Below are 23,652 nucleotides of genomic sequence, written 5' to 3' on the forward strand. Positions count from 1 at the left end.
TTCCACGGCGAATCTAGCTCGCGCCGCGACACGCTTACGACGATCCAATAATGCCAGTTAGCCACGGTCGGATGGTACAGGTGGTTGAGCCGTCCAGGTCGATGGAAGCCCTGGAAAGCTTGACCGCCAACGTTGAGCGTGTGCTGCAGCTGCTAGAGTCGCCATACCGCGTCCTATCTCTGTCCACCTCCAACATGCGCTTCAGCGCTATGAAACCTATGGACTGGAAGTATGGGTACCCGCACCCACGGCACATTTCGGTGGACACGCCGCTTTTTTGCTGATGCTAGCAGAGTATTAATGAAATGCTGCCGAGGAAAAACATCAGCAGAATACCTACGAGCTTGACTAAAAAGCTCAACCCTCGACGTCCTCCGTAAAGCGCTCGCATCCCTTCAGCATTGTTACGGTTCGTGAGGTGTAGCAACCCGCCTAAGGCGCAAACAATTGCTACGTGCAACAACGGTTCGGTCAAGTTACTGGCATCCGGTAGGTAGGTAGATTGCCCAGCGTTGGCCCACCATTTGATCGCTTGAAATAGGCCATACCCATAGATGGCAAGCCACATCCCCCATCCTGACGTGTTAACGACAAAGAAAAGGCACTTGGGCTTGCTTAGATTGGGAAACCTCTTGCTCAACAGTTGAATCGCAGCGCAGTGGTATCCCCAATGGAGAACGCTGATGCTGTATAGCAAGATTGCAGTGGAAGCAGTCACCAACACCCAGGTCATATTTTTGAGGCGGCTGACGATCTTCAATGCGTCGGCAACCGATACTTCAGGCCCAACGGAATTTCCATACGCCCACTCGAGACTGTAGCCGGCCAAGGCAGCCCACACTCCGGCAACGACCAAAGGCAATCCCCAGAGCCCCTTAAGCCGCAGATGGATCGGCCTTCTAGTAGGGGTGAAATCCAACGGTTTTACAAAGACTGGAGCGATCAGGAGCAGGGCGTACTTACTAACCTGATGGCCGCGAATTTTGGACCAAGCGAACCTCAAAACGGACGACGACATCATCACCTCAAGCGGGAACAGTGGCGGGGTTACATTCCTAAGATCACGGCATAGGGGCAGGGCTCGGGTGCCGGGGCACATTACTGGCTGCTACAAGCACAACTGGCAGCGACCAAATCAATTCAACGGAGGGCAGGGTGGCGGCAGCTGAAACTGCCGCTCGCGTTGCCCTAGTAGCCTACGTGCCGACTAAGAAAACTACGGTTCACAGGATAACGAGACCCATCCCTTCGGGACAGCCACCGCAGTGATCCAACTACAACAAATTGGGTTTCATCGAGCATGTAAACAATTTGTACAATCTCTAACATGCAAGGCCATGCTATTCAATAATTCTTCGCATGCTAGGATCTTTTTCAAGGTCGTGCATAAGCTGCTCGATATACGGGACTGGAGAAAATTCAAAGACTGCAGTAGACGATATTGCGTGAAGCAGCATTGAAACAAAGGCCACGATGTGAGAGTTGTCATTATTGATCGGTGTTTTGACAAATATTGTCGATTTTGTGTTGCGTAGTTTTGGATAGGGCGTTGCGATCTGATGCCCGTCTGAAAAACCACAATGTAGGATGAGTCCATCTTTAACGCTTAGTATTAGATTAAAGCCTAGATGCTCAATGTCAACGTCCCGAGTAAAAAGCATGTCTTGCAGTTGGTAGTTCGTTTTCTGGCCGAAGTTTTCTATTTCATCACAAACCAAGAAGGTTACTACGTTAAGCTCTTCAAAGTACTTTGGGTTATAAATCAACTCTTTGTGCTTGGTCAAGGCACCAGGAGTGCTGCTGGCACCTTCTTTTTTGAAATCAAAAAGCGCGTCCATTATGTGCTTGAAATCACCCCACTCATTAAACGCTTCTGGAGTCACCGTACTGAGGTGATGCAAAATTGCTGCAGACAAGCCTGCTGGCCGTATTGGGAAGGGGTTGTGGGGGACGCATTCTCTGATTTTTTTATTCGCCCTCATCACTTCTAATGCAGTTTCAAGCGTGGTTGCATTCAGGGTGGACTTGACCTCGCCAAGTGCGACTACAGTTTCGTAAGGATAAAATCGAGCGCCTGCGGACTCAAGCTCTGGGGTGTTTTCGAAATCGTATACAATAATATCGACCTGCTTAGTCTTCGTGGCTTCTGTGTTTACAACGAACCCTTCACCCATTGAAAGGTGCTTAGGTAGGAATTTTCTTATTAGATTGGATACTATTCTTTCTCGGTAGTTTCCAAATTCGCCACCGTGAATCAGTTTGTTCCTGGCGTCTTCATCTTTGAAAAGTATTCTGCACTCCTCAAATTCCTTGGCAAACTCGTTCGCGGCTTTGCTGATCAATTCTTTGATTGGGTTGATTGTATCGTCCATTTTGTCCTCTAGCTCATTGGAGCGGATAGTTGCCAGAATCCTGCCGAAGGCGCCGCAGATGCTTTTTTGCCATGCTGTCGATCACCTGGTTGGTATCTGCCGCATGATCAAGAATGTAAGCTTCAAGACTTAAGAAGGGTCATGGAATGCAGTGGGCTCACGAGTAGATCCATCGACGGGCTGGTCGCGGACTTCTTGACGATGCGCTGGGACGCAAGGTACCTCAGTCGCCGGTGGCGCCTCGAAGCGTTAGGCGTTCATGAGCGACTAGGCTGTCTGGGTTTTGTGCATTGCCTGTATATCGGAAGCGTGGACCGCAGAATGACGTTAGCGGAATCAGTCGCAACTCCGCTGACAGAGGCAATTTACGGGCTCACGATAACCTTGATGTCCGATCCCGAGACGCTCTTGATGTATGAGTAGCTCGTTCCTAAAACGGCAAGCTGCTCCTTCGATACCTTCTGCGCTGATATCGCGGGTTGCACAATCACAAATCTGAAGATCAGCTCGTGATCGTGGCACTTGTTGCGCAGTATCTCCAGCTGCTGAGGCGTTCCTTTCAGTATTCTATCGAAATCCTTGAGCAGCGATTGCTGGTAGCGATCCATCAATCGATTGAAGAACTTCTCGCCGGTGTACAACCATTTCACCGATCTGGACGCTTGACCGCACACCTCATATACGTCAGCTACGCGGGCCCCTGGCGTGGCCACTCCATCCGTTGTGGGGCAGAATTTGCAGTGGTAGAGGTCTATGTAGATGGCATCTTTGCTCTCACGGATTGCAACCAGGTCAGCGATTTCTCCCTTGCCGTCATCGTTGAAAACGATTGAGTAGTCGTCAGCGATTTTTGCGTAGGTGAAACCTTGTACCGAGTCCGAACGTCGCTCCGCACGCATGGACTCTTGGTGAATTTTTGTCGTTCCCCAATTCCAGGGCTCGAGCAAGCCGGCAGGTAATTTCACATCCACACTGTTGAGTGAGTAGTGGCGGTAGTTGCCCTGCACCATAGAACCGTCGACCTTCAGCAAGACAAGCGGCTCCCCATCTAGGTAGGAATCAAACGGCATCTCTTGAGAGAAAAGGATTTTCAGGCCTGGGCAGGACGTCTTGTATCCGTCCTTCAACAGTTTGATGGAGATGGTCGTGAGACGACGCTCCTCGCCGTCGTTACCTGCAACATAGACAGGGATGTCCAGTGTCACCGCGCCGCTGTACTCAGGCTTACCCAGTTCAACGTCCAGAAGGTTGAAGCTTTCCCCCTGAAAATAGAGCGAGATCTTTTGTTCATTCTCGATGGCGATTGACTCAGGCCAGTCGACGTAAAACAGGCCTTCAGGCCATCTGCCCTTAATTTTTTCAACACGCATGACATTGTTGAGTACGTCGGCCGGGTCGATGGTTTCGTCGTTGAGTTTGACTGACATGCGTTTACACCACTCGACCCAGTAATTGATCGAAGAGGAATTCATCTCCCAGATCTTGCCTTTGTGCGAGCAGCCTACGGTGGTTCGCTCTCCGCCCTCAAACCCGGTTGCGAAGATGTTGGATTTCTTGGCATTGCCTTTTTCAATGTCGCTGATCACCTGATTGATATCGCGTCCTACGTGCATCGTGAATCGCAGATCTTTCCGGGCGCGAGACAAACCGACGTTCTGTAGCTTCATGAGCTTGATATCGTAAAGCGTGCGGAAGGTAGGCTCACCATTGATGCGACGAGGCTCTTTGGCCAGAAGGCTCAGAAAGCGAGTCGCTTGGACAAAGCCTTCCGAGAATTCTTCAAGGCTAACGCAGGGGCTGCACAATGAAGTCTCTCGTAGATGTCGTTCACGGCAAGACGGATGCCAGCCAGCCTGCATCTGAATCACTGGCAGTTAGCACTCAGGCGGGAGTTAAAGTTGCGGCGGTAGCCATCCTGGGTGCGACGCTGGGAGTATCCAAGGCATCGACATTCGCTGAGGAGGCGGCAAACCTCGTGACTGACAAAGAATTCTTGGGTGAGCTCGAGAGCGAAATCGGGCTTCCGAAGTCCGGTGAGACAGAGGATGAATTCGTGGTCCGCGCCAAAGAAGCAATGTTCAAGATGCTGCAAGGTAAGCTTAAGTGACAAGAGGCCCGCAGAGTGGGGCCTTTTTGAAACACAGAAGGGATGGCCGAAGCTCGACGTATACGAAGATTCTTGGCGTATAGCTGCATAAAAAGCGGGCTAGGCCTCCGGAACAGGTGCATCGTCACGAGTTTGGCGGGCCCGGGATTCAACCAGTAGCCCCTGACTCACTCGACACGGATATACCTGAGCTCGGCTTCTGGTGCATCACGCTCGCTGCTCAAAGCTTCTTTGATAAATTATGGGATATGGAATGGCGACTGAAAGCGAAGTGAGCATCGGAGGAAAGTATCTAGGGGGTACTCCGAAACTCGTCGGAGACAATCAGATACTGTTGTTCAATGCGTCAGATCTGATCGCTATCGGTGGTATCGACGATCCCGAGTTTTTCCGGGCGTATCAAATCACTATCCGCGAGCTGCGCAGAAGGCTGGAAGCTCTGGGCTACTCGCTCAATCATGTACGGGAAGCAATCGTAACGGAGCTAAAAAAAGGCTATGGGGAGCTTAATGGTGATTGTGTAGCTCAATGTAAAAAATTTCTTGATTATGGATGTTCAATTACCATAGAGCAGCTTATTGAGTTAGTTAAAGACTGGAAAGACCAAAAACCAACTCCCTATGACTATATGGAACAATTTAACCTCGACGACTTTCCTACCGTTTTGTTGGACTTCATTCAGGGCAGCAGTTCTGAATTGCTCCTACCGTCTCAAAACATCTGGCTAAACGGCTTTTACTTTGAGCGTTTAGCTTGTGAAACGTGCACAGATGATGAGTTTTTCACTATCGACTTTACAAGGCTAATCGAAGCGGGCTATTACGCGCCAGAAGCGCAGCCTATTTCAGATGAGTACGACAGATATCTATCACAGTTCAATCCATTGTCGTTCAGACTCATGGAGAAGCTTAATGATGAGGAATCTGAGACTCTCGAATTCAAGTCAGTCACCTCTAGTAATCCCTGTAGCGCAATTGAAAAACAGCTGCCGAAATACCTCATCGGATTCCTTAATAATAAAGGCGGACGAATTCTATTTGGTGTGACCGACAGCGGTGTCGCAGAAGGAATACGATTGACCCGGGATGATCGAGATCTTCTACATAGAAAAGTTGCCTCAGCAATTTTGAAAATCACCCCGAACTTCCCTCAAAGCTCCGTAGAAATAAAACTCAGACCTTTAATTAGTCTCGGCATAGAAATGCAAGACAGGTTTGTTGTAGATGTCTACATACCTGGCGGAAAGTCAAATGAAATGTATTTCACACATAGTGGAGAGACCTGGATCCGTCATGGAACTTCAACTTCACAACTAAGCGGGCATCAATTGTTCGCCCATATCTGCGCTCGTTACAGCACTGCCGACGACCTGCTACGAGCGGTAGATCTAAAAGCTCGTATAGCTATGGATGAGATTCAACGTCTTAAAAAGCTAGGGGCAAATTCAGCCGAGGCACTCGCAAGCAAGCAAGGGGAGTTGTTAGAGTTACGTGAAAGCGTATCTACAGCCTGGCAACATTTAAAAGCGATCGGTCTCATTTGCCCAACATGTGAAGCACCGATTGTTGCACGACAATCGTTTTCCCGCACCATGTCGATAGGTGGTAGGGAGATCGATGCTGATTTTGAATATATTCAGTACGAGTGCGGGTACGCTACTAGAGATAACATGATTGAATCCGACTCTCCATGTCCGCAGGATTCCAATTCTCTATTATCGTCGCAGGACATCGCATGACCACTAGTACCGCTAAAAATGAGGTGATCGGACTCTGCATAGCCATAGAGGCGATTGGCGACATACTAAATCATGCTTTAATGGAAATTTGCGGAAAAGAAAAACACTTAAAGGATGTTACCGTATTATTCCACTCTAGGATTCATCAACAGTTATTCCTTATCAGGTTATTGGATTTCGCGAAGGAAACTGGTGACTTCGGTTTAACTGGAGTTAAAGGCTCCTGCTTGGATGTGATAGCATCTGCTTGCGAAACAAAAACGCTCGATACTAACAACTCAATTTGCGCATTAAAAGATGCTACTGAGAAATTACAACAATGGCTAAACACTCCGGCGGCACTCAAGCTATGGATTCCAACTTTAAATATTGAAGCTGAGTTGGAAGTCACGAGGCTCTACCTTCTATATATTTCCGGGAACGAAGCAAAGCACAATATTTCGCGATTGACGGGGCTAACTAAGAATATTCAGAAGATGCTGAGCGATCATGGGCACATAGTACCGCTTGAGCAAATTCCGCTCGCTTTGGATGACTTTGCCGAGCACTTGACTGAACATTTTTTCGTCTACTACTCGACGTGGCTTGCAGAGCTACTAAACAACCTCCGATGGGGACTCCAAGAATATCTTAATCCCATATTCAAGCACTGCTATAAAAGTTCCCCTGAGCTCGGAGAGTTGGCATACAGGTACGATTATCCAATAAGCATGGACTCAGAGATATCAAAATCATGGTTTTGGAGACTAATGAACAATATCCGTACCGGCCCCTATTTTGAAAAATTCAGTGCGTCAGAGTATTTGAAAATGGAAGAAATTTAAGCGCGCTGTGATTGATGGCCCTAGCGCTTTGTACCTAAACCGCCGGTTCCTGGTCAATTTCCCACAGCACCTGCGCCAAGGAACAAGCCATTCAAAAAATTAATTAATTAATTAATTAATCATTCAGGATTCTTAATGGTGCTGAGGTCCTTGCACTTCAAAGTTCATCAGCCAATTCGGAACTGCTCGTTTCAGTTCCATTTTTTAGAAATCTCTCAAGCGTGAACGGTAACTGGGTTTTCGGCTGAACGAAGGTGCGAGAGTGGAGGATCTGTGTCTCGTAGAACGCTTCGCATACTGTGTCCCGACTCTGCCTAAACCAGTGGGTCGCTTCTGGCAAAACTTCCCTCGATAGCGGGTGCTTGGCTAGTGGATTGTGAAATACCTCTAGCTCGGCAGACCACGGCTCATAGCCTTGTGGCCAGAGATCACGATATTCAGGACTGGTTACGTCCAAACAAAACGGTATACCTTTAAGGGCCCCAGGTGTTCGATCAAAAATCTCCCCAAATCGGGTGTTGGTGAACTCATCATGCTGAGTCATTGATACGAGTACCCTCCCGAATTTAGCCAAACTGCAACCATTGCTGAATATTATTGCTGATAAGCCAGCATTTTCCGGGAAGCGAAAGAGTCCAGCAGGAATTTTTTGTTCACCAAGCAAGTGTTCGATTTGCACCCCCACCGCTTGTTTTTTTCCATCAATTACTTCCGTTGATGCGTATTCTCCATAGAGATACGCAATGAGAGCCTGCCTGCTCCAAGTCATGGATCCTTGGGCATGAAAATCAGCAATGGCTAAGGCAAAGGGTTGGCCAGCAACGTGAGCAAGCTGATCGTATCTTCGCTGCAGTTTGCTGCGAATTGTGTTGGCAAATCTGACCGCGGCTTGCCCTATAACTCGATCCATCAAGTCAGACGGGGGTGGTTCAGGCCAGGTGGTCGCATGGTCGTATCGTTCAGCCGGATTCGTTGTAACTGCCTCAATCCAAGCACACTCGCCATTGCGACGCGAAATGCGAAAATCAGGTGATCGATGCTGTTGGCTAACGAACCGACCTTGTTCACGGAAACACGCCAGCAGATGGAGTTCCCAAAGGCGTGTGTGCAAATTCTCGGTTTGAAAATCTCTGACCCAGTTGGCGTCAGGCCGAGGCAATGAATAGTACAAGTGTCCGATCATCCATGCGGCTTTAAGCCGAGATTTTCTGGATAGATGCTGAAAAAGAGTGCATGTAGGTAGGCCGGCGGTGTCGAAAATATTAGGTCTTCTAGCGGTATTTCGGGGCATCGACTCACGAGGCGCCCCCTCTTGAAGGTGAGCGGCAATCCTGCTCTCTGCTTCGTCATAGCTATCAAATCCGGCTTCATCTAAAACCAAGGCCCAAACCAGATCCACTCGCTGCCGCATCGCCATGCAACCAAATGTATTCGCGGCTACATCATGAGTTAAGACCCCCCATGCGCGTCCATCCGCCGTTCTCCAAGCCCGATACGGCATGTGATCGACGAAACTCAAACCCCACGGCAAGGAAAGGGCATAGAGGTCAAACATGGCTTGCGGAATTAATTCCATAAATTCGGTCCCATCCCAGGATCAGCATGCATGGCGTAACAGAAAAGACCACTGTTAAGTAGGCGCGCGCACTCCTTGCTGTGTCCACATTGTATGGTGAAATTTTCCAACCCCCCACAACGACATGATCCCTTCATTGCCGACCGACCCGATGATGCCTAGCTGTAACTGGCCGGGTGTCGGGTCACTCGCATTATTACTATCACCGGGCACCCACCTATCTGATAGTTTGGTCTGCCTGGAATCGGAGCAGGTGGCCTGGATTGGTCATGGCGGCAGCCACTCCCGCCTCCAGTCCCTCTTGCTCGGGTCTCCGGCTCGAGTCAGCGGACTTTCGGTGTGCTGCTCTCGAGGTGATTTCCTCAAGGATATGGCGCTCGGATGGGAGCACTGGCACGACCCATGCTCCCGGCGCAGGCAGCCGACCCATTTGCTGGCATTCGTTCCGAGTGGTCAGGGTGCATCAAGGATGCTTGTGCTGATGGCGATGATGGTAGCTGTGGCGTTGTGCGGCAGTCTCAGACTGCCCTCACGGCCATCAGCTTGATCTTCAGTGCGGGCCGACATCGATGATTCACGTGGCAGCACGATTTGCAAAATGGGGAGAAATCGTATTTTCTCTACCGGGCAAACTTTGGAGGGGGAATGCGTTGACGGCTCGACCCAGCAGGTTTTTTCATCACCTCTTTCAAACGCTGAGCAGGTGCTTCTAGCTCAGACGGCGACGCAAGGCTAACAGCAAGCATTAACGCATCACGGCGTTTCCGTTTACCTTCCAAAATTTCAGAAAGGCTATTTTCCGGCTGAACTGGCTGCTTCATTGCTGCTGACCTCAATTTTCGGATCAAATTGGATGCTAGCACACGACTTACAACCCGCAGCCTTCCGTTGATCCTCTTTGTTCATGAACGCAATTCATCAGCTGCTCAGTTCATCTCGCTGGGTAGTTCCGTTCGAATTCGGGAAAACAGTTGGTCAAGGGAGATCGAGTTCTCTTGCAGCAGATAGCAACCTACGAGGAGGGTGAGCGGATGAATGTCCAGTACAGAAGCCAGCTCGTCTACCTTCTCGATTGTAGGGCTCTTCAGACCGCGCTCTAGGGTGCTCAGATAGGTACGACTGCTGACGTCGGAGAAATCCTCCTGCGAAAGCTTCCTATCCGATCTCAGCTGTTTCAGAGCAGCGCCAAAAGCCTGTTTCAGTTCCATATTGCCGATCTCGCAAAAGGAACGATGAAGCCTTCATGAGCTCTATAGGGCTACAATCTATAGTGTTCAATTTTGGAATGGCGCTATGTTCATCACTCATAGACAAGCAGAGATTCACCTCGGCGCGTACCTAGGTGATGACTCTACCCAGTACTGGCAGTACGTTGAGCAGACCACACACTGCCCCTGGTTCTACGTCAAAATAGGGCGGCGGCAAGGCAGTGAAGCGTTGACTAGTATGGTTCTGATTCCCAGTATTTCAGCCCTGGAGCAGCTACTTGATGAACAAGGAGCAGACATTTGGCTGTTAGATGTTCAATTGGTTTCCCCGGCTTATCTGAACGGAAGTGAAGGGTGGAAGATGGAGAGGCTATTAGAGGTTCGCGAAACGCTGGATGACATGAGTGCGGGGACGGCCTACGTGTATAGCCTGGAGGGAGGGCATGTCTACACTGAGGACGTTGGATCCTGCAGGTCCGATTTGCAAAGTTCTCGCATCATTTTTTCGGCCACACCGGCATCTCGGCGAACGTGAACCAAACACGTTCGAACGGTCAGCGCCACCTTCAATGCGCTCGCGGTTAGGCGATATTGTTCGCCCGCGGCGTCGACCAGCTGCGATGAAACCTTCCTATCTTTTACGTAAGGGAGCCAGGATGTTCTCGACATCCAGCCCTTTCAGCAGACAGTTATGCGCAATTTTCGACAGCGCTTCATAGAGCTGGTCTCGCTGCTTTATCAAGTCGGCATTCTCCGCTTGCAGTTTAACAATACGCTCTTCGAGGCTTCTTCGCCGGCGGGCACCGTCAGGATCTCTTCCGCTTTCCTTCAGTTGTGCAATTCGGGCAGCCTCGATTCGCAGACCTCGATCTCCAACTAAGGTCGCGCGGCTTGTCAGGCCTAATCGATGCTGAACTTCGGGGCGTGAAATTGGGGCGAGCTCCAGCCCTAAGCTAATCATTTGAGCGAGGAGGGCGTCAATCGCCTCATCCAAGGTGCTGCCCCTCAAGGTTTGTCGTTGCGCCATGGTCGCCTCTAATCATCTGAAACCGAGCTGTGTCGTTTTTCCGTGTCCGCTATCGTCATGGGATGACCATCTGGAAACACGCGTTGCACCCCTACACTGGTCTCGCGTGCGAGGACGGACTTCAAATTGTTGAGCTTGTCCTCCTGGTCCGCCAACCATAAATCGCTGCCTGCTTCACCAGTGCCGGCATCGCGCATGATGGTAATTGCCATCGTTAGATTCTCGGCTTGTTTTTCAAGGTTGACCCGCTCCGATGGAGTGCCCATCAGATGGAGATGCGAACAGCCATTCCAGCACTGAAGATGCTTAGGGCAGGGCGCTTGGGAGAAATCGTGAATGCAACCTCCGAAGGGTGTTACGTGTAGCGCCGTGGCATGTACGGTGAGGAATGCTTCTGCAGTTGTCGTGCCTTTATCAGACAGCAACGCATGGTAACTGTCGGTCAACGCGCCCTGAATGCGTTTATCTCTTATACCTGTATGCAGAAAATCGATGCGTTCGTGATGGCTATTGAACGCCAAGAACTCGTGATGCGCTGCAGTGTTTTCCTCAATGCTCGCGTGTTGGTAGTAGACATTCTGGTCGAGGCGTTTCCGCCCTAAGGCCAATGCTTGCTGGACATCACTCATGCCGGTCAGGTGGTAGATAGTGTTTCGCCAGTGTCGGGGTTGGTGGCTTGTAAGCCGTATCGGAGTCCCGTCGGACTCGGTTAATGAACGCCGCGAAAAAATGGAGGAATATGCTTTATCGGCGCCTAGCGCATTATTGATGTCCCGCAGGGTGACCCTACGTGGTAGCACACGAAACACATTCGCGTCACGTCCACCAAGACGAAATTGGCCATCGAAAGCGATAGCAAGCGCTTCGCTGGTTCTAAGGACAATTTTAAGAGTACCTCTAACACTTTCTGTTAGTGCTGCATGGCCATGAAGCTTGGGAACCAGAAAGCGCTCAATATCACCGGCCAAGTATCTCCGTCTGAGTCTCTTAGGTTGGTTGAAAGGCTCATCCACGGGGTAAACGCCGTTTTTTGCTAAATACACACTGAGGTTCCTAAGAGTATCCCTGTTCTCACTGAAACCGAGCCAATCTAAGACATCAATCTCTGACATTTCCAACTCTGGTGAGTAATCCCAGAGACGTCCTGGGTGAGCTTCTTGCCACCTAGCGATTTCTCGCTGCTCTTCCGTCAGCAACTTCAATCGTTCGACCGCACGCCTGGCTAAAGGAATATCACTTTCTGCGAGCCAATGAACACGGGATTGAAATTGCTTTTCCGCAAAGTATCTGATCCCGCATTCGACCAGAGGCTTGCCGTTGGCATCTACAACTACCTTTCCAGTGATCCCTTTAATCGGCCTTTCGACCCAACAATCATAGGGGATGATTGCTACTTCATTACCTCGTTGCCCGGTCGCGATCAATAAATCGATTACACGCAGCAAAATTTCTTCGCCGTCACTAAGTGGATTGTTCGAACATCGGGCGTAGGCTTCCATGGCCTCGCGAGAAGGAAGCTTGTCGTCAGATTTACGTTGTTTCACCGCACGATCAGGATCGTGCAATGAAATGTAATCATGGCGGCGATTTTCAGGTTTGGCATCATGCTCAAAGTGAATGGCAATCTCGGTTAATTGCAGATTATCAATCGTATCCGCCACTACTTGAAGATGAGAAATTGCGTCGTATAAGTTCTTGTAACCACTCTCGCGTAGAAATCCTACAACACGGTCAAAATCGCCACGCGTTAAATATGTGGGGTCAGATACGCCGCGCTCAAACAAGGGGTTGTATAGCCGTCGAATGGCAATATTGTACGCAGCCACCATCGAGAACCTCAGGTTACGGGTGCGTTGTAGATACACAACCAGGGCCTTGCTAAAGTCTTGGTAAGCGAAGGGAAGTGGCCCCTTAAGGGGAGCGGGATAGCCAGTCTTCTCGAGGGCTTGCCGGTGCGTCTCGAAGGTAAGAGCCTGTTGCTTTTCCCGTTGTGGCAACCAACTTCCGACGCTCCACACCGGTGACTCCCACGGTGTTGAAATCGGTAACGACTGAAAAATTGCTTGTTCCTGAGTAATAAAGCCCTCGAGGCTCTGCCTTGCCCTAGACAGCGTCATCTTCGGCATCCTCCGTGTGCTGTCGGCAGCGCTCGATGGTAGCGCTTACCGCCAGGATGGTTGTCTGATGCTGGGCGAGGGGCCGGTTGTGAATGAGGTCACCGGCTTGCTCTGCCATATCAATGAACCGCTGGGCTTCTCTTTGCAACGCGTCTTTCACCTGCTCATGGCGGCCGTCAGCAAAGGGATGAAACTTCTTGCAGGTGTAGCAGGCATATACTGGATTGTAGGGGCAGTGCGTGTGAACCGGCAGGGCACAGGCACCGATATCCCCAATGTACTGTGTATCAATGACACCGCGGATGGCTCTCTCGGGAACCGTATCGCGTCTTTGAACGATTTCCCCGGTTAATAAACTACGCATTATGCGCTGATAGGAAGGGCTCTTACCGAGTGCTTTCTCTTTGATCCTGGCAATGTTGGGAGTTGCCGTTACGTAAGCACGCGCCGCAACCGTGCTGTTGTGGCCGAGCAGTTCGGCAATAATGTCTGCCGGCGTTCCTTGGTCCGCCAGACCTTGGCCTAGGTGATGACGCAGTAACATGGTTACCTGGTTCGGTTTATCTATTCCTGCTTCACGGAGCTCCTGTTTAAGGTCTACAATGATTTCGGATACCGAGAGGCGCCTTCCTTTGAAATTTACAAATAATGGTTTGCAGTTGCTGCCAAAGCGGCGTTGAACTACAGAAATATGCTCTGAAATTTTTTCACCCAGTCGCTTGGTTATTTTGCGGGGGCGACGTTCAGGTCTGCGTTGACCAACTTTTTTCGCCATGGGTAGCCAAAGGGTGTAGTAACTTTCATGATCAACGCTTTTGATTAACTCAAAATCTGCAATGTCAAGAGAATGGAGCTGAATCGCTCGAGGTCCAAGCTCAAAACCCAGGTGAAGCATCAAGTTTAACTGGATGTCCTTCCAAAGACCTGTTGGAAGCTCTCGCTCAATACGCTTGAGCAAGCGAATTTCCTCATCAAGGTCAAAGCCAGACTGCGAAAGAAAAATTCGCGCATATGGATCCACCCGGGCCGACTTTGTATCCTTGATTTTCAGATAAGTATTTAAATCAAAACCTTCAATTCCCCTATCCACCGCCCAACGATAAAACCTACGAAATCCTACAAGATCGTGTCTTGATTTTTTAATGTCCTCTAGAACGGTGATTAGGAGGGTTTTATCCCAAGGAAGGCCATTTGCTAGTTTTGTCCTAGATAACGCCTGAAGAAAATTTGCAAATATCTGAGCAGTTCTTGGTGCATACTTTTCAAGCGCGTAAGCCATAAAACTTTTGCTAATTGCCATGAGTTCAGAGCTAAATCGCAGCGCAGTCCAATCAATTTTCATTGCAAGGCCGCCGTCATACCACGTCCAGACGCTTAATCGGGTATTGACGTAGCGAGGCTGGTCATCAGTGCGAGTTCGAATCGCAACCTGAGCCGGGCCCTCGAACACGTAGGCCGGAAAAGAGGAGGAGGGTGAACCGTGTTCTTGATCGGCTGACTTGGTCACGGCGAAGCTCCTTAACTTTCAAGTCGGCTCCAGGCTGCCGAGGCACGCTGGGCATTGTGGCGGTTGGCTGACTCGGCTAGATAACGACTTGCATAACGGCGTGGCATCGTCGAGGCCTCAGACCAGCCGCAGACTCGTCGGAGTTCGTCTGTGGCCCGTTCCAGGTCATGTCCACGCTGCTCTACAAGGTAAGCCAAAAAGCGGTCGGCAAATGTGTGGCGAAAGTCATGGGCGGAAAGTGTAGGCAACACCCCCGGATGAGCCAGTTCAATGGTCAGAAACAACCGATCAAAGACGTTAGACAGCGTGCGAATCGACAGCGGGCGGCCTCGATCCGAGATGAACAAATAGTGATACGGCAATTTCATCGGTTTGCCGTTCCGTGAAGGGCACCGTTCGCTCTGGATATAGCGCTCATAGACCTCATACAACTGGGCGGAGATACCTACCGTCCGCCCGTGAGTTTTCAGTGCAGGCTCTTCAGCGCGCGGATCGCCTGGGTCATGTTCACGATCGTTGATGCTGACAAAGGCATTTTGGGAGCCCCGATTAATGTCCGTGGTGTAGAGCTTTAGAAGCTCTCCGCGACGGATACCGGTTTCCAGCAGCACTTCAATCATTAGCCAATTGCGTAACTGCAGTCGTTCCGGAAACGGATTCTCCGCGGCGCCCGGGCGAATCAACGCGCGAATGATCTGGAGTTGCGTATCTGTCAGGCTGCGGTAACGAGTACGGTCTGGCCGAACATTGAGGATGTGGCTCTCAAAGCGCCGTTCAACGACGTCGGCAACATCTGCAAATACCACCTCGATGTTAGCCAGTGAGGTTGAGGTTTGACGAGCACGCGGGATGTAACGGGTGACACACCAGGACAGGTATAGCTTGAGCAATCGCAGGTATTGGTCGCGGGTACGCGGATCGAGCTGCGGAAACGGTGCCGTTGCAGCGGTGCCGATTCGGGCGACCAGGTTGTCGGCTTGACGGCCGCTTTGGAGCCAGAGGGCGTAACCATCCAACAAAGCCAGAATCGCTTCAAAGTGGCAGGCCAAGATGGCCTCATCGATATCCAGGTCTCGGCTTTTCGCATAGGTGTAGAAAGCTTGGAGCGCGCGCAAATGCGCCGCAGCCGTGTTGTACGCGCGGTATCGCAATTTGAGTTGAACGTAGATGAATGGGACAAGCATGGGCAACGGCGCAGCATCTCCGGTCTGTACGAGAAGCGGCACACGCTGACCGGAAGAGAAACGGCACTGAATCAGCTTCATCGGCAACCACCTCATTCAAGGATGCGCCATGAACAAGAAGGACATGGCCCGTTGGGAGAGTGGACGCTGGAATCCGGTTTGTCTAATCAGTGAGTTAGGAGGCTTATGAACATCTATAACATAGCCTGTCGTTTAACATAATATACATTATGCGTAGTACCTTATGGAGGCTCGGGGGCCCTGGGTGGACAGATTTGAAGCCAGGCTCAAGTCCTCGGAAGTAATTCTTAGGACGTTTTCGGAACTAATCCCTAGACTGCGCCGTTTTTCCTCCGAGTTCACAAATTACTTCCTGCAACCGCAGCGTCGGATAGCGCGTTGCTCGCGTACTGGCCGTTTTCCCTTCTGGTTTACGATTTACTTCCTGTCACTGCTGTGTCCGTCAATTGTCTAGCTCTAGCCAGCACGATGCTGACCCGCGCCCGCAACCGCACATGCGGCAGTTCAGTGCCCACGACGACGTTCCTAACATCAGTACGCGATTGATTTAGATGCTCGACAGGTCCGTTGGCCGGTTTCAGATCGTGGTGCTTTCACATGGGTGCGCTCAACAGCGAAATGCCGGTTTGGAGGCTTATTTCTGGGCGTTGTAAACCACTTTTTTTACGTGTAAACCACTGTGGTTAACAAGTAAAAAAGTGGTTTACACGGGGCGTTTTAGGGGGCGTGGCAGCCAGGGCAAATGAGCCTACAATTTGAGCGGTGTGGTAAGGCATGCTAACGTACCTCCGGAGATTAGCCCCCACGCCTCGTGGCAGATTCAATTGGTCAGTGCTGCGCGCCAGGGGGTTAGTTATGGGGTCCTTCTGTAAGACAACCGATTGCTCAAGGGGGCAGCTAACCTCCTCCAAACGTGATTCCTCCTGGTGAGGTTATAACTCCACTAAATGACTATTTAGTTGAGTTACTTTGGCTTCCATCCTAAAACACTCTTTCTACCTGTAAATGTCAACCCAACACAAGCATCATCAGGTCGGTGACCACCTTCCCTTACAATCTTTGACTAGATCTGAATCGCCCCGGATTCTCTAGACACCTTGCAAGCTCACTGCATGACGCTTTTCAAACTCTACCGGTGACAGCTGATTGTTGAAACCATGTCGGCGTTTTGAGTTGTAGAACATTTCGATGTAATCGAATACATCGCTACGAGCATCTTCCCGTGTGGTGTAAATTTTCCGCTTGATCCGTTCTCGTTTCAGAAGCTGGAAAAAGCTCTCGGCCACGGCGTTGTCATGACAGTTGCCTCGACGACTCATGCTGGCAACCAAATTGTTTGCCTTCAAAAAGCTGCGCCAATCGGAGCTGCTGTACTGGCTACCCTGATCGGAATGAATCATCACCTCTTGCTTCGGTTTACGCCTCCAAACCGCCATAAACTACGCAGCGGCCTTTTTTAAGATGTCTCGACCTTCAGTGACCCGCTTGAGTTCTGCTCGCAGACGACGCAGTTCAGCGTGCTGATCATCGTCCTGCTGCCGTTCTTCTTGAGGTTTGCTGTAGCTCTTTATCCAGGCATAGAGGCTATGCGTCGACACACCGAGACGGGCCGCTACATCAGCAACAGGCAGTTTCTTTTCGGTCACTTGATTGACCGCTTGGATTTTGAACTCTTCGGGGTAAAGCGGGTTGCTCATGGCACCTCCTAATTAGCCTTAGTTTAAGGCAAAGAGGTGTCTACGAAACCCGGGGCGATTCAGGTAGACCACTTCGTCGAGCCGTCTGTTCTCTCGCATACAAGCCTTACATGCATAGATGTTGATTTTCCGGCCTACGTGTTCGAGGGCCCGGCTCAGGTTTGTGATTCAAACGTCTAAGGCCCTTGACCGGACAGTCAAAGCTCCAAAGCCCCCCTGAGCAATGCATCAAGTTTCAGACTAGCTCCAACGTTTCGCTCATCCAGCAGCACGATCGGAATATCGTGCAGAACTGCAACCGAGTCAGTCAACCCGTCCCCAATTAATGCAAGTGGACAGGCAATGTTCATTTGTAAGGAGCATAGCTTCTTCGCCAGTGCTGTGTTCACTGGCTCCTGGACTGCGAGCACGAGTGCTGCAGGCTGGAGGGTCGCGCACAGCAATGGCAGTTCCTCAAGTGGCTGCCCACTGCCTAACACCTCGATGCGCCACCGCTCACTACTGAGAAGTAAGCCGTTGCTCAGCAAATCCAGCTCAGCCCTTTCTTCAATGCTGGCCAGCAACACACAAGGGGCGTCGAGCTGATTAAATTGCAGGCGCAGCAATAGGCGAGCACGCAGAAAAGTATCGAGGAACAGCCATTGGCTACGCTGACCGAAAGCGCTGCCAGACAGCAGGCTACGCCAGACCGGCATCAGCACATCGAGCAACACCGTAGTCTTTGGGTATAAGGTGAAAAGCTGACCATGAATGCCCTCGAGAGCCTGCCGATCGAATGCCTTTGTCGCTCGAAGTACAGCAGAGCGCCAATGCTCAATGTAATCGGCGTTGGGCACGGTCGGGAGGGAGACTTCGCCAGACCGGCGCGCGAGCAACTCACCCACTTTACTGATCGGCAACCCACTACCGGTCCAGCGCAGAATGTCTCGTATGCGCTGTACATCCTCGGCCGTGTACAGGCGGTGTCCGCCTTCGGTGCGCTGCGGGCGGATCAACCCATGACGACGTTCCCAGGCGCGCAACGTCACAGGATTTATGCCAGTCAGGCTGACTACATCGCGCATGGGTAGCAAATCGTTGGGGGTCGCTTCGGTCATCGCAAGTGATCATCAGGACGGTTGCATATTCTAAACCCATACCAACCTTCTTCGGCGAGCGTTCTTCCTTCATGATGTTGACAACCGCACCTTAACCTTCCCGTACAAAGGCCTGGGCTGCGCATATCGAAAACGCTACTAGAGTGAGTGGGCCACATGATCGACGCAAAACTCTTGCAATTGATGGTCGAGAGCTCCAACGATGGCATCGTCGTAGCCGAACAGGAAGGCAACGACAGCATCCTGATCTACGCCAACCCTGCCTTCGAGCGCCTTACCGGATACGCCACGGACGACATCCTCTATCAGGATTGCCGCTTCCTCCACGGCCAAGACCACAACCAACCTGGAATTTCGGCCATCCGCGAGGCTATTCGCGAAGGGCGCCATTGCTGCGAAGTGCTGCGCAACTATCGCAAGGATGGCAGCCTGTTCTGGAATGAGCTTTCTATCACGCCCGTACACAACGATGCCGATGAACTGACTTACTACATCGGCATCCAGCGTGATGTCACGGCACAGGTCTTCGCCGAAGAGCGGGTCCGCGAACTGGAGGCAGAGATAGCCGATTTGCGTCGACAACTCGCATCAGGCAACGGCTGACCTTGCAATAAATCTATACAAGGTCGTTGACTTGTATAGATTAAGACGTAATCTCCTGCTATACCTGTACAGTATTCTACTGTTGTACAGGATTTTTGGGAGCCTTGCATGTCCACCTATCTGGAGTATTTCGCCGAACGCTTTGTCAGGCTTGACGCACACCACCTAGATGAGCTCGAAAAACTGTACAGCGATAACGTAACATTCCGTGATCCGCTGCATCAGATCGAGGGCCTGCAAGGGCTTCGCGTCTACTTCACCGCGCTTTACGCCAACGCACAGGACATCCGCTATGTGTTCGCCGGCGCGGACGAAGTTCAGCCGGGCCAAGGCTACCTGCGCTGGACGCTAGAGTTTCGCCACCCCCGACTCGCCAATGGCAGGCTGACCAGTCTACAGGGCTGCAGTTTCCTGAAATGGCAAGAGCGTGTTCACTTCCACCAGGACTACTTTGACGCAGGTGCACTGCTTTACGAGCACGTACCATTCGTGGGCGGCGCTATCCGCTGGCTCAAGGGCCGGCTGGTATGAGCCGTTGCTGGCTGACGGGTGCAAGTAGTGGAATCGGCGCCGCGCTTGCCGTCCAATTGCTGGACCAAGGGCATCAGGTTGCCTTGGGTACACGTGATGCCAACCGCTTATCGCACTTGATGCAACGATATCCGGGGCAGGTATTGGCGGCCGTCGGTGATGTCGATTGTGCTGAGCAGGTCTCTAGGATCATCGCACAGATCGAGCACACCTGGGGGGCGCTCGACCTGGTCATCCTCAATGCCGGAACGTGCGAATACCTCGAATCAGGGCGCTTCGACCCAGCACTGGTCGAACGTGTGGTGCGCACCAACCTGTTTGGTGTAAGCCACTGTCTTGCAGCGGCCCTCCCCTTGTTGCGTCGCGGTGAGCGCCCGCACCTGGTCGTAATGGGCAGTGCGGTGACCTGGTTGCCGCTGCCTCGTGCCGGGGCTTATGGCGCCTCCAAGGCGGCCGTGCGCTACCTGGTGGAATCGCTTCGCATCGACCTGATCAATGAAGGTATTGCCGTAACGCTGGTCAGCCCTGGATTCGTCGATACGCCGTTGACCCGTCGCAACGACTTCCCCATGCCTCAGTTGTGGACCACCGAGCGTGCCGCCGCACATATCACTGCACGCCTGCCGCGACGCCCGCTGGAAATTAACTTCCCCACTGCATTTACGCTGGGCCTGCGCGTGATCGGCGCCCTGCCGGTGCGCTGGCGACTGAAGCTTTGCCAGCGCCTGGTGCGTGCCCCAAAGGACTAAAACTCATGCGTATCGCCATCATCGGCACCGGCATCGCTGGACTAACCTGCAGCTACCTGCTGTCCCGCCGGCACGAGGTGACGGTATTTGAGGCCGCCGATTGGATCGGCGGCCATACCCATACAGTCGATGTGCAATGGCAAGGCCAGCGGTACGCGGTGGATACCGGGTTCATCGTGTTCAACGACTGGACCTACCCAAACTTCATCCGCTTGCTCGACCATCTGAAGGTTGCCTCGCAGCCCACGCAGATGAGCTTTTCGGTGCATGACCCACGTAGAGGTTTCGAATACAACGGCCATGGCTTGGACACGTTGTTCGCGCAGCGTCGTAACCTGGTGTCCCCCGGATTCTGGGGCATGCTGAAGGATATCCTGCGTTTTAACCGCGAGGTTCTGGCCGATCTGGACAACCAGCGCATTGATAGTGAAACGACCCTCGGTATCTACCTTAAGACACAGGGCTATGGGCAACGCTTCATCGACCATTACATCGTGCCCATGGGCTCGGCAATCTGGTCTATGTCACTTGCCGACATGCTCGCTTTTCCCTTGCAGTTCTTTGTGCGCTTCTGCCGAAATCACGGCCTGTTATCGGTGAGCCACCGTCCGCAGTGGCGGGTGATCCAGGGCGGCTCACGCAGCTATGTGGCGCCGTTGTGCCGGCCCTTTGCCGAGCGCATCCGCTTGAACTGTCCGGTCAAGCGGGTCGAGCGTGACGAAGGCGGCGTAACCCTCTTCAGCGCGGCGGGCATGGAGCGTTTCGACAGCATTGTGTTTGCCTGCCATAGCGACCAGGCCCTGGCCCTACTGGGAAGACCCAGCGTGGCCGAACGCTCGGTGTTGAGCGCCATAACCTATGCCAGCAATGACGTAGTGCTTCACACCGACACCCGACTGCTGCCGCGCCGGCGCAAGGCCTGGGCCAGTTGGAACTACCGCCTGGGCGGCGAGGAACAGGCCCCCGCGGCTCTGACCTACAACATGAGCATCCTTCAAGCAATCGAAGCGCCGGTAACGTTCTGCGTGAGCCTCAATCAGACCGCGCTGGTGGATCCCGCGCAGATTCTGGCCCGCTTCAAATACGCCCACCCCCAATACAGCCTCGCAGCATTGATAGCCCAGGCCCGCCACGGCGAACTACAGGGCAGGCAAAACAGTTACTACTGCGGAGCCTACTGGGGCAATGGCTTTCACGAGGACGGGGTGCTCAGCGCACTTAAAGTGGCCGAGCACTTTGGAGAGCGCCTGTGAACAGCAGTTTGTGCCAGGGCTGGGTCAGCCACCGCCGGATGGCCCCGCACCACCATGCATTCCGCTACCGGATCGGCTTGTTCTACCTGGATCTGGATGAGCAGGCCTGGCTAACAGGTCTCTCTCCCTGGCTGGGCCGGTCGCGGTTTGCGCCCCTGAGCTGGCGCGAAACCGATTACCTGCCGGGGCTGACCCGTGATGGAGAATCATTGGCGCAGGCCGCGCGTCTATTAGTGGAGCAAGCCACCGGACAGCGCCCCGAAGGTGCCGTGCAATTGCTCGCCCAACCACGCTGCTGGGGGCTGTTGTTCAACCCTGTGAGCTTCTATTTTTGCCATGACGTTGACGGGCACCTGGCAGCAATCCTGCTGGAGGTGCGTAACACACCTTGGCGCGAACGCTTTCACTACGTGCTGCCGGTACAGGAGGGTCAGGGACGCTCATTCGCCATGGCCAAAGCGTTCCACGTCTCGCCGTTCATGCCGCAGGATATGGATTATCGCCTGCATTTCTTCCTCGATGAGCAACGCGTGCGCATCCATATGGAGAACTGGCGTGCGGGGCACAAAGTGTTCGAGGCCGATCTGGCATTGCAACGCCAGCCGCTCAATCGCGCCACCTTGCATCGGCACATTTTGGCTTTTCCGTGGATGAGCCTACGCACTGTTTCATCCATCTATTGGCAAGCCTTGCGCCTCTTGCTCAAGCGCACCCCCATTCACGACCACACTGCCGGCCAGGGCAACCTAGTGCTCGGTAAACCTTGCAAGGACCCCGATCATGTCCAATCCCACTCTGAGCGTTAGCAAGTCAACAGGCATCACCCCATTCCTGGGCGGCCTCACCCGAAACACCGTGCTCGCTCAGTTACGGCGGTTGAGCCAAGGACATCTACGCGTGCTCAGCAAGGGTCAGCAGTGGAGCTTCGGCGACCCGGCGAGTCAGTTGCAAGCCGAGGTGGAGATCCTCGAAGACGCGACCTGGAACCTGATCGCCGGTAATGGCTCGATTGGTGCTGGGGAAGCCTATATCCACGGCTATTGGCGCAGTCCTGACCTAGCGGCTGTGACCCGTCTGTTCGTTGCCAACCTCGATGTCCTCGACGCCATGGAGGCAGGCCTGGCTCGACTCGGGCGCCCGGTCCTGCGCTTGCTGCACCGGCTCAACCGGAACAGCCGACGAGGCGCTCGACGCAACATTCTCGCCCATTACGACATGGGCAACGCCCTGTTCGAGCGATTGCTCGACCCGACTATGATGTACTCCGCCGCACAGTTCGACAGTGCCGAACAGACCCTTGAAGCGGCCCAGCTGAACAAGCTGGAACGCATCTGCCAGAAGCTTGAGCTCAAACCCCACGAGCATCTTCTGGAGATTGGCAGCGGCTGGGGCAGCCTGGCCATCCATGCCGCTACCCGCCACGGCTGCCGCGTTACCACCACGACACTCTCCGACGCGCAGTACGCATATACGTGCCAACGCGTGAAGGCGCTGGGCCTGGAGCAACGTATTACGGTGTTGCGCGAGGATTACCGTGATTTGCGCGGACGTTTCGATAAACTTGTATCGATCGAGATGATCGAGGCCGTCGGACACCGCTATCTACCCACCTATTTTCGCCAGTGTGAGTCGTTGCTCAAAGACGATGGCCTGATGCTGTTACAGGCCATCACCATTCGCGACCAGCGCTATGCACTGGCCCGCCGCTCGGTGGACTTCATCCAACGTTACATCTTCCCCGGAGGCGCGCTACCTTCGCTGAGCGTGATGCTCGAAACCGCTAGCCGCCAGACCGCGCTGAACCTGGTACACCTCGAAGACTTCGGTCTGGACTACGCGCGTACCCTACGTCATTGGCATGACAACCTGCGTCAAGCGCGGACGGTGCTGACGGAACTGGGCTACGACGACACCTTCCAGCGCTTGTGGGAGTTCTACCTGTGCTACTGCCAAGGCGGCTTTGAAGAGCGCGCGATCGGCGTGGCGCAGTTACTTTGGGCTACGCCGCGGGCTCGCCGGGCGCCATTGCTGGGCACGTAAA

The 23,652-nt window shown here is 52.6% G+C and carries 20 protein-coding genes and 2 pseudogenes; 10 read left to right on the plus strand and 12 right to left on the minus strand.

The genetic code is table 11. The features are described from left to right. Positions 1–71: 71 nt before the first annotated feature. A pseudogene (locus AC07OF_RS16200) lies at positions 72–244 on the plus strand (serine--tRNA ligase); the annotation flags it as partial. A gap of 42 nt (positions 245–286) precedes the next feature. On the opposite strand, the gene AC07OF_RS16205 reads toward AC07OF_RS16200, so the two are convergent. From AC07OF_RS16205 to AC07OF_RS16215, 3 genes are all read right to left on the minus strand, one after another. Further along, entirely contained in the window at positions 287–1,018 is a 732-nt protein-coding gene (locus AC07OF_RS16205; protein WP_495073166.1) for a hypothetical protein, read from the minus strand. Between the two features lie 322 nt (positions 1,019–1,340). Further along, complete coding sequence (locus tag AC07OF_RS16210) at positions 1,341–2,372, minus strand: DUF6602 domain-containing protein (protein ID WP_495073167.1); 1,032 nt, start codon at positions 2,370–2,372, stop codon at positions 1,341–1,343. Between the two features lie 365 nt (positions 2,373–2,737). Then, on the minus strand, positions 2,738–4,177 hold the full coding sequence (locus AC07OF_RS16215; RefSeq protein WP_495073168.1) for a hypothetical protein: 1,440 nt from the start codon (positions 4,175–4,177) through the stop codon (positions 2,738–2,740). Between AC07OF_RS16215 and AC07OF_RS16220 the strand changes: the two genes are divergently transcribed. The 3 genes from AC07OF_RS16220 (at position 4,177) to AC07OF_RS16230 (ending at position 7,041) form a co-directional block, all read left to right on the plus strand. Beyond that, positions 4,177–4,479, plus strand: coding sequence for a hypothetical protein (locus tag AC07OF_RS16220; RefSeq protein ID WP_495073169.1), 303 nt, complete (start codon positions 4,177–4,179; stop codon positions 4,477–4,479). The two genes, AC07OF_RS16215 and AC07OF_RS16220, sit on opposite strands and share 1 nt — an antisense overlap. Positions 4,480–4,732: 253 nt before the next feature. Continuing rightward, complete coding sequence (locus AC07OF_RS16225; RefSeq protein ID WP_495073170.1) at positions 4,733–6,217, plus strand: RNA-binding domain-containing protein; 1,485 nt, start codon at positions 4,733–4,735, stop codon at positions 6,215–6,217. Further along, complete coding sequence (locus tag AC07OF_RS16230) at positions 6,214–7,041, plus strand: hypothetical protein (RefSeq protein WP_495073171.1); 828 nt, start codon at positions 6,214–6,216, stop codon at positions 7,039–7,041. Before AC07OF_RS16225 ends, AC07OF_RS16230 begins: the two co-directional genes overlap by 4 nt. A 157-nt stretch (positions 7,042–7,198) precedes the next feature. On the opposite strand, the gene AC07OF_RS16235 is transcribed toward AC07OF_RS16230, so the two are convergent. The 9 genes and pseudogenes from AC07OF_RS16235 to AC07OF_RS16275 form a co-directional block, all read right to left on the minus strand. After that, positions 7,199–8,617, minus strand: coding sequence for a hypothetical protein (locus AC07OF_RS16235; RefSeq protein WP_495073172.1), 1,419 nt, complete (start codon positions 8,615–8,617; stop codon positions 7,199–7,201). Positions 8,618–9,237: 620 nt separating this feature from the next. Then, positions 9,238–9,438 carry a hypothetical protein gene (locus tag AC07OF_RS16240; RefSeq protein WP_495073173.1) on the minus strand — a complete coding sequence of 67 codons (201 nt, stop codon included), beginning with the start codon at positions 9,436–9,438 and terminating at the stop codon, positions 9,238–9,240. 105 nt (positions 9,439–9,543) lie between these two features. Beyond that, positions 9,544–9,825 (minus strand): helix-turn-helix domain-containing protein, encoded by a 282-nt coding sequence (locus AC07OF_RS16245; RefSeq protein WP_495073174.1) that lies wholly within the window; start codon positions 9,823–9,825, stop codon positions 9,544–9,546. 631 nt (positions 9,826–10,456) lie between these two features. Continuing rightward, positions 10,457–10,852: a hypothetical protein gene (locus AC07OF_RS16250; RefSeq protein WP_495073175.1), complete on the minus strand. Its 396-nt coding sequence runs from the start codon at positions 10,850–10,852 to the stop codon at positions 10,457–10,459. An 8-nt stretch (positions 10,853–10,860) separates the two neighbouring features. Continuing rightward, complete coding sequence (locus AC07OF_RS16255; RefSeq protein ID WP_495073176.1) at positions 10,861–12,969, minus strand: hypothetical protein; 2,109 nt, start codon at positions 12,967–12,969, stop codon at positions 10,861–10,863. Beyond that, complete coding sequence (locus AC07OF_RS16260; RefSeq protein ID WP_495073177.1) at positions 12,956–14,476, minus strand: tyrosine-type recombinase/integrase; 1,521 nt, start codon at positions 14,474–14,476, stop codon at positions 12,956–12,958. The genes AC07OF_RS16255 and AC07OF_RS16260 overlap by 14 nt, the downstream gene beginning before the upstream one ends. Before the next feature lie 11 nt (positions 14,477–14,487). Next, a complete protein-coding gene (locus AC07OF_RS16265; RefSeq protein WP_495073178.1) occupies positions 14,488–15,741 on the minus strand; it encodes a tyrosine-type recombinase/integrase in 1,254 nt (417 codons plus the stop codon). A 1,028-nt stretch (positions 15,742–16,769) separates the two neighbouring features. Continuing rightward, positions 16,770–17,378: pseudogene (locus AC07OF_RS16270) on the minus strand (IS3 family transposase). Between the two features lie 197 nt (positions 17,379–17,575). After that, positions 17,576–18,475, minus strand: a complete 900-nt coding sequence (locus tag AC07OF_RS16275) for a MerR family transcriptional regulator (protein WP_495073179.1) — start codon at positions 18,473–18,475, stop codon at positions 17,576–17,578. Positions 18,476–18,631: 156 nt separating this feature from the next. Between AC07OF_RS16275 and AC07OF_RS16280 the strand changes: the two genes are divergently transcribed. The 6 genes from AC07OF_RS16280 to AC07OF_RS16305 all read left to right on the plus strand — a co-directional run bounded on the left by AC07OF_RS16280 (position 18,632) and on the right by AC07OF_RS16305 (position 23,651). Continuing rightward, complete coding sequence (locus AC07OF_RS16280; RefSeq protein ID WP_495073180.1) at positions 18,632–19,078, plus strand: PAS domain-containing protein; 447 nt, start codon at positions 18,632–18,634, stop codon at positions 19,076–19,078. Between the two features lie 108 nt (positions 19,079–19,186). Continuing rightward, the gene (locus AC07OF_RS16285; RefSeq protein ID WP_495073181.1) at positions 19,187–19,609 is read left to right on the plus strand and encodes a nuclear transport factor 2 family protein; all 423 of its coding nucleotides are present in this window, start codon (positions 19,187–19,189) and stop codon (positions 19,607–19,609) included. Further along, the gene (locus tag AC07OF_RS16290) at positions 19,606–20,358 is read left to right on the plus strand and encodes an SDR family NAD(P)-dependent oxidoreductase (RefSeq protein WP_495073182.1); all 753 of its coding nucleotides are present in this window, start codon (positions 19,606–19,608) and stop codon (positions 20,356–20,358) included. Before AC07OF_RS16285 ends, AC07OF_RS16290 begins: the two co-directional genes overlap by 4 nt. A 5-nt stretch (positions 20,359–20,363) precedes the next feature. After that, positions 20,364–21,611, plus strand: coding sequence for an NAD(P)/FAD-dependent oxidoreductase (locus tag AC07OF_RS16295; protein WP_495073183.1), 1,248 nt, complete (start codon positions 20,364–20,366; stop codon positions 21,609–21,611). Next, entirely contained in the window at positions 21,608–22,417 is an 810-nt protein-coding gene (locus AC07OF_RS16300) for a DUF1365 domain-containing protein (protein ID WP_495073184.1), read from the plus strand. Before AC07OF_RS16295 ends, AC07OF_RS16300 begins: the two co-directional genes overlap by 4 nt. Further along, positions 22,392–23,651 carry a class I SAM-dependent methyltransferase gene (locus AC07OF_RS16305; protein WP_495073185.1) on the plus strand — a complete coding sequence of 420 codons (1,260 nt, stop codon included), beginning with the start codon at positions 22,392–22,394 and terminating at the stop codon, positions 23,649–23,651. The genes AC07OF_RS16300 and AC07OF_RS16305 overlap by 26 nt, the downstream gene beginning before the upstream one ends. Position 23,652 lies beyond the last annotated feature (1 nt).

This window comes from Pseudomonas sp. GW821-FHT10B02 (assembly GCF_059415665.1).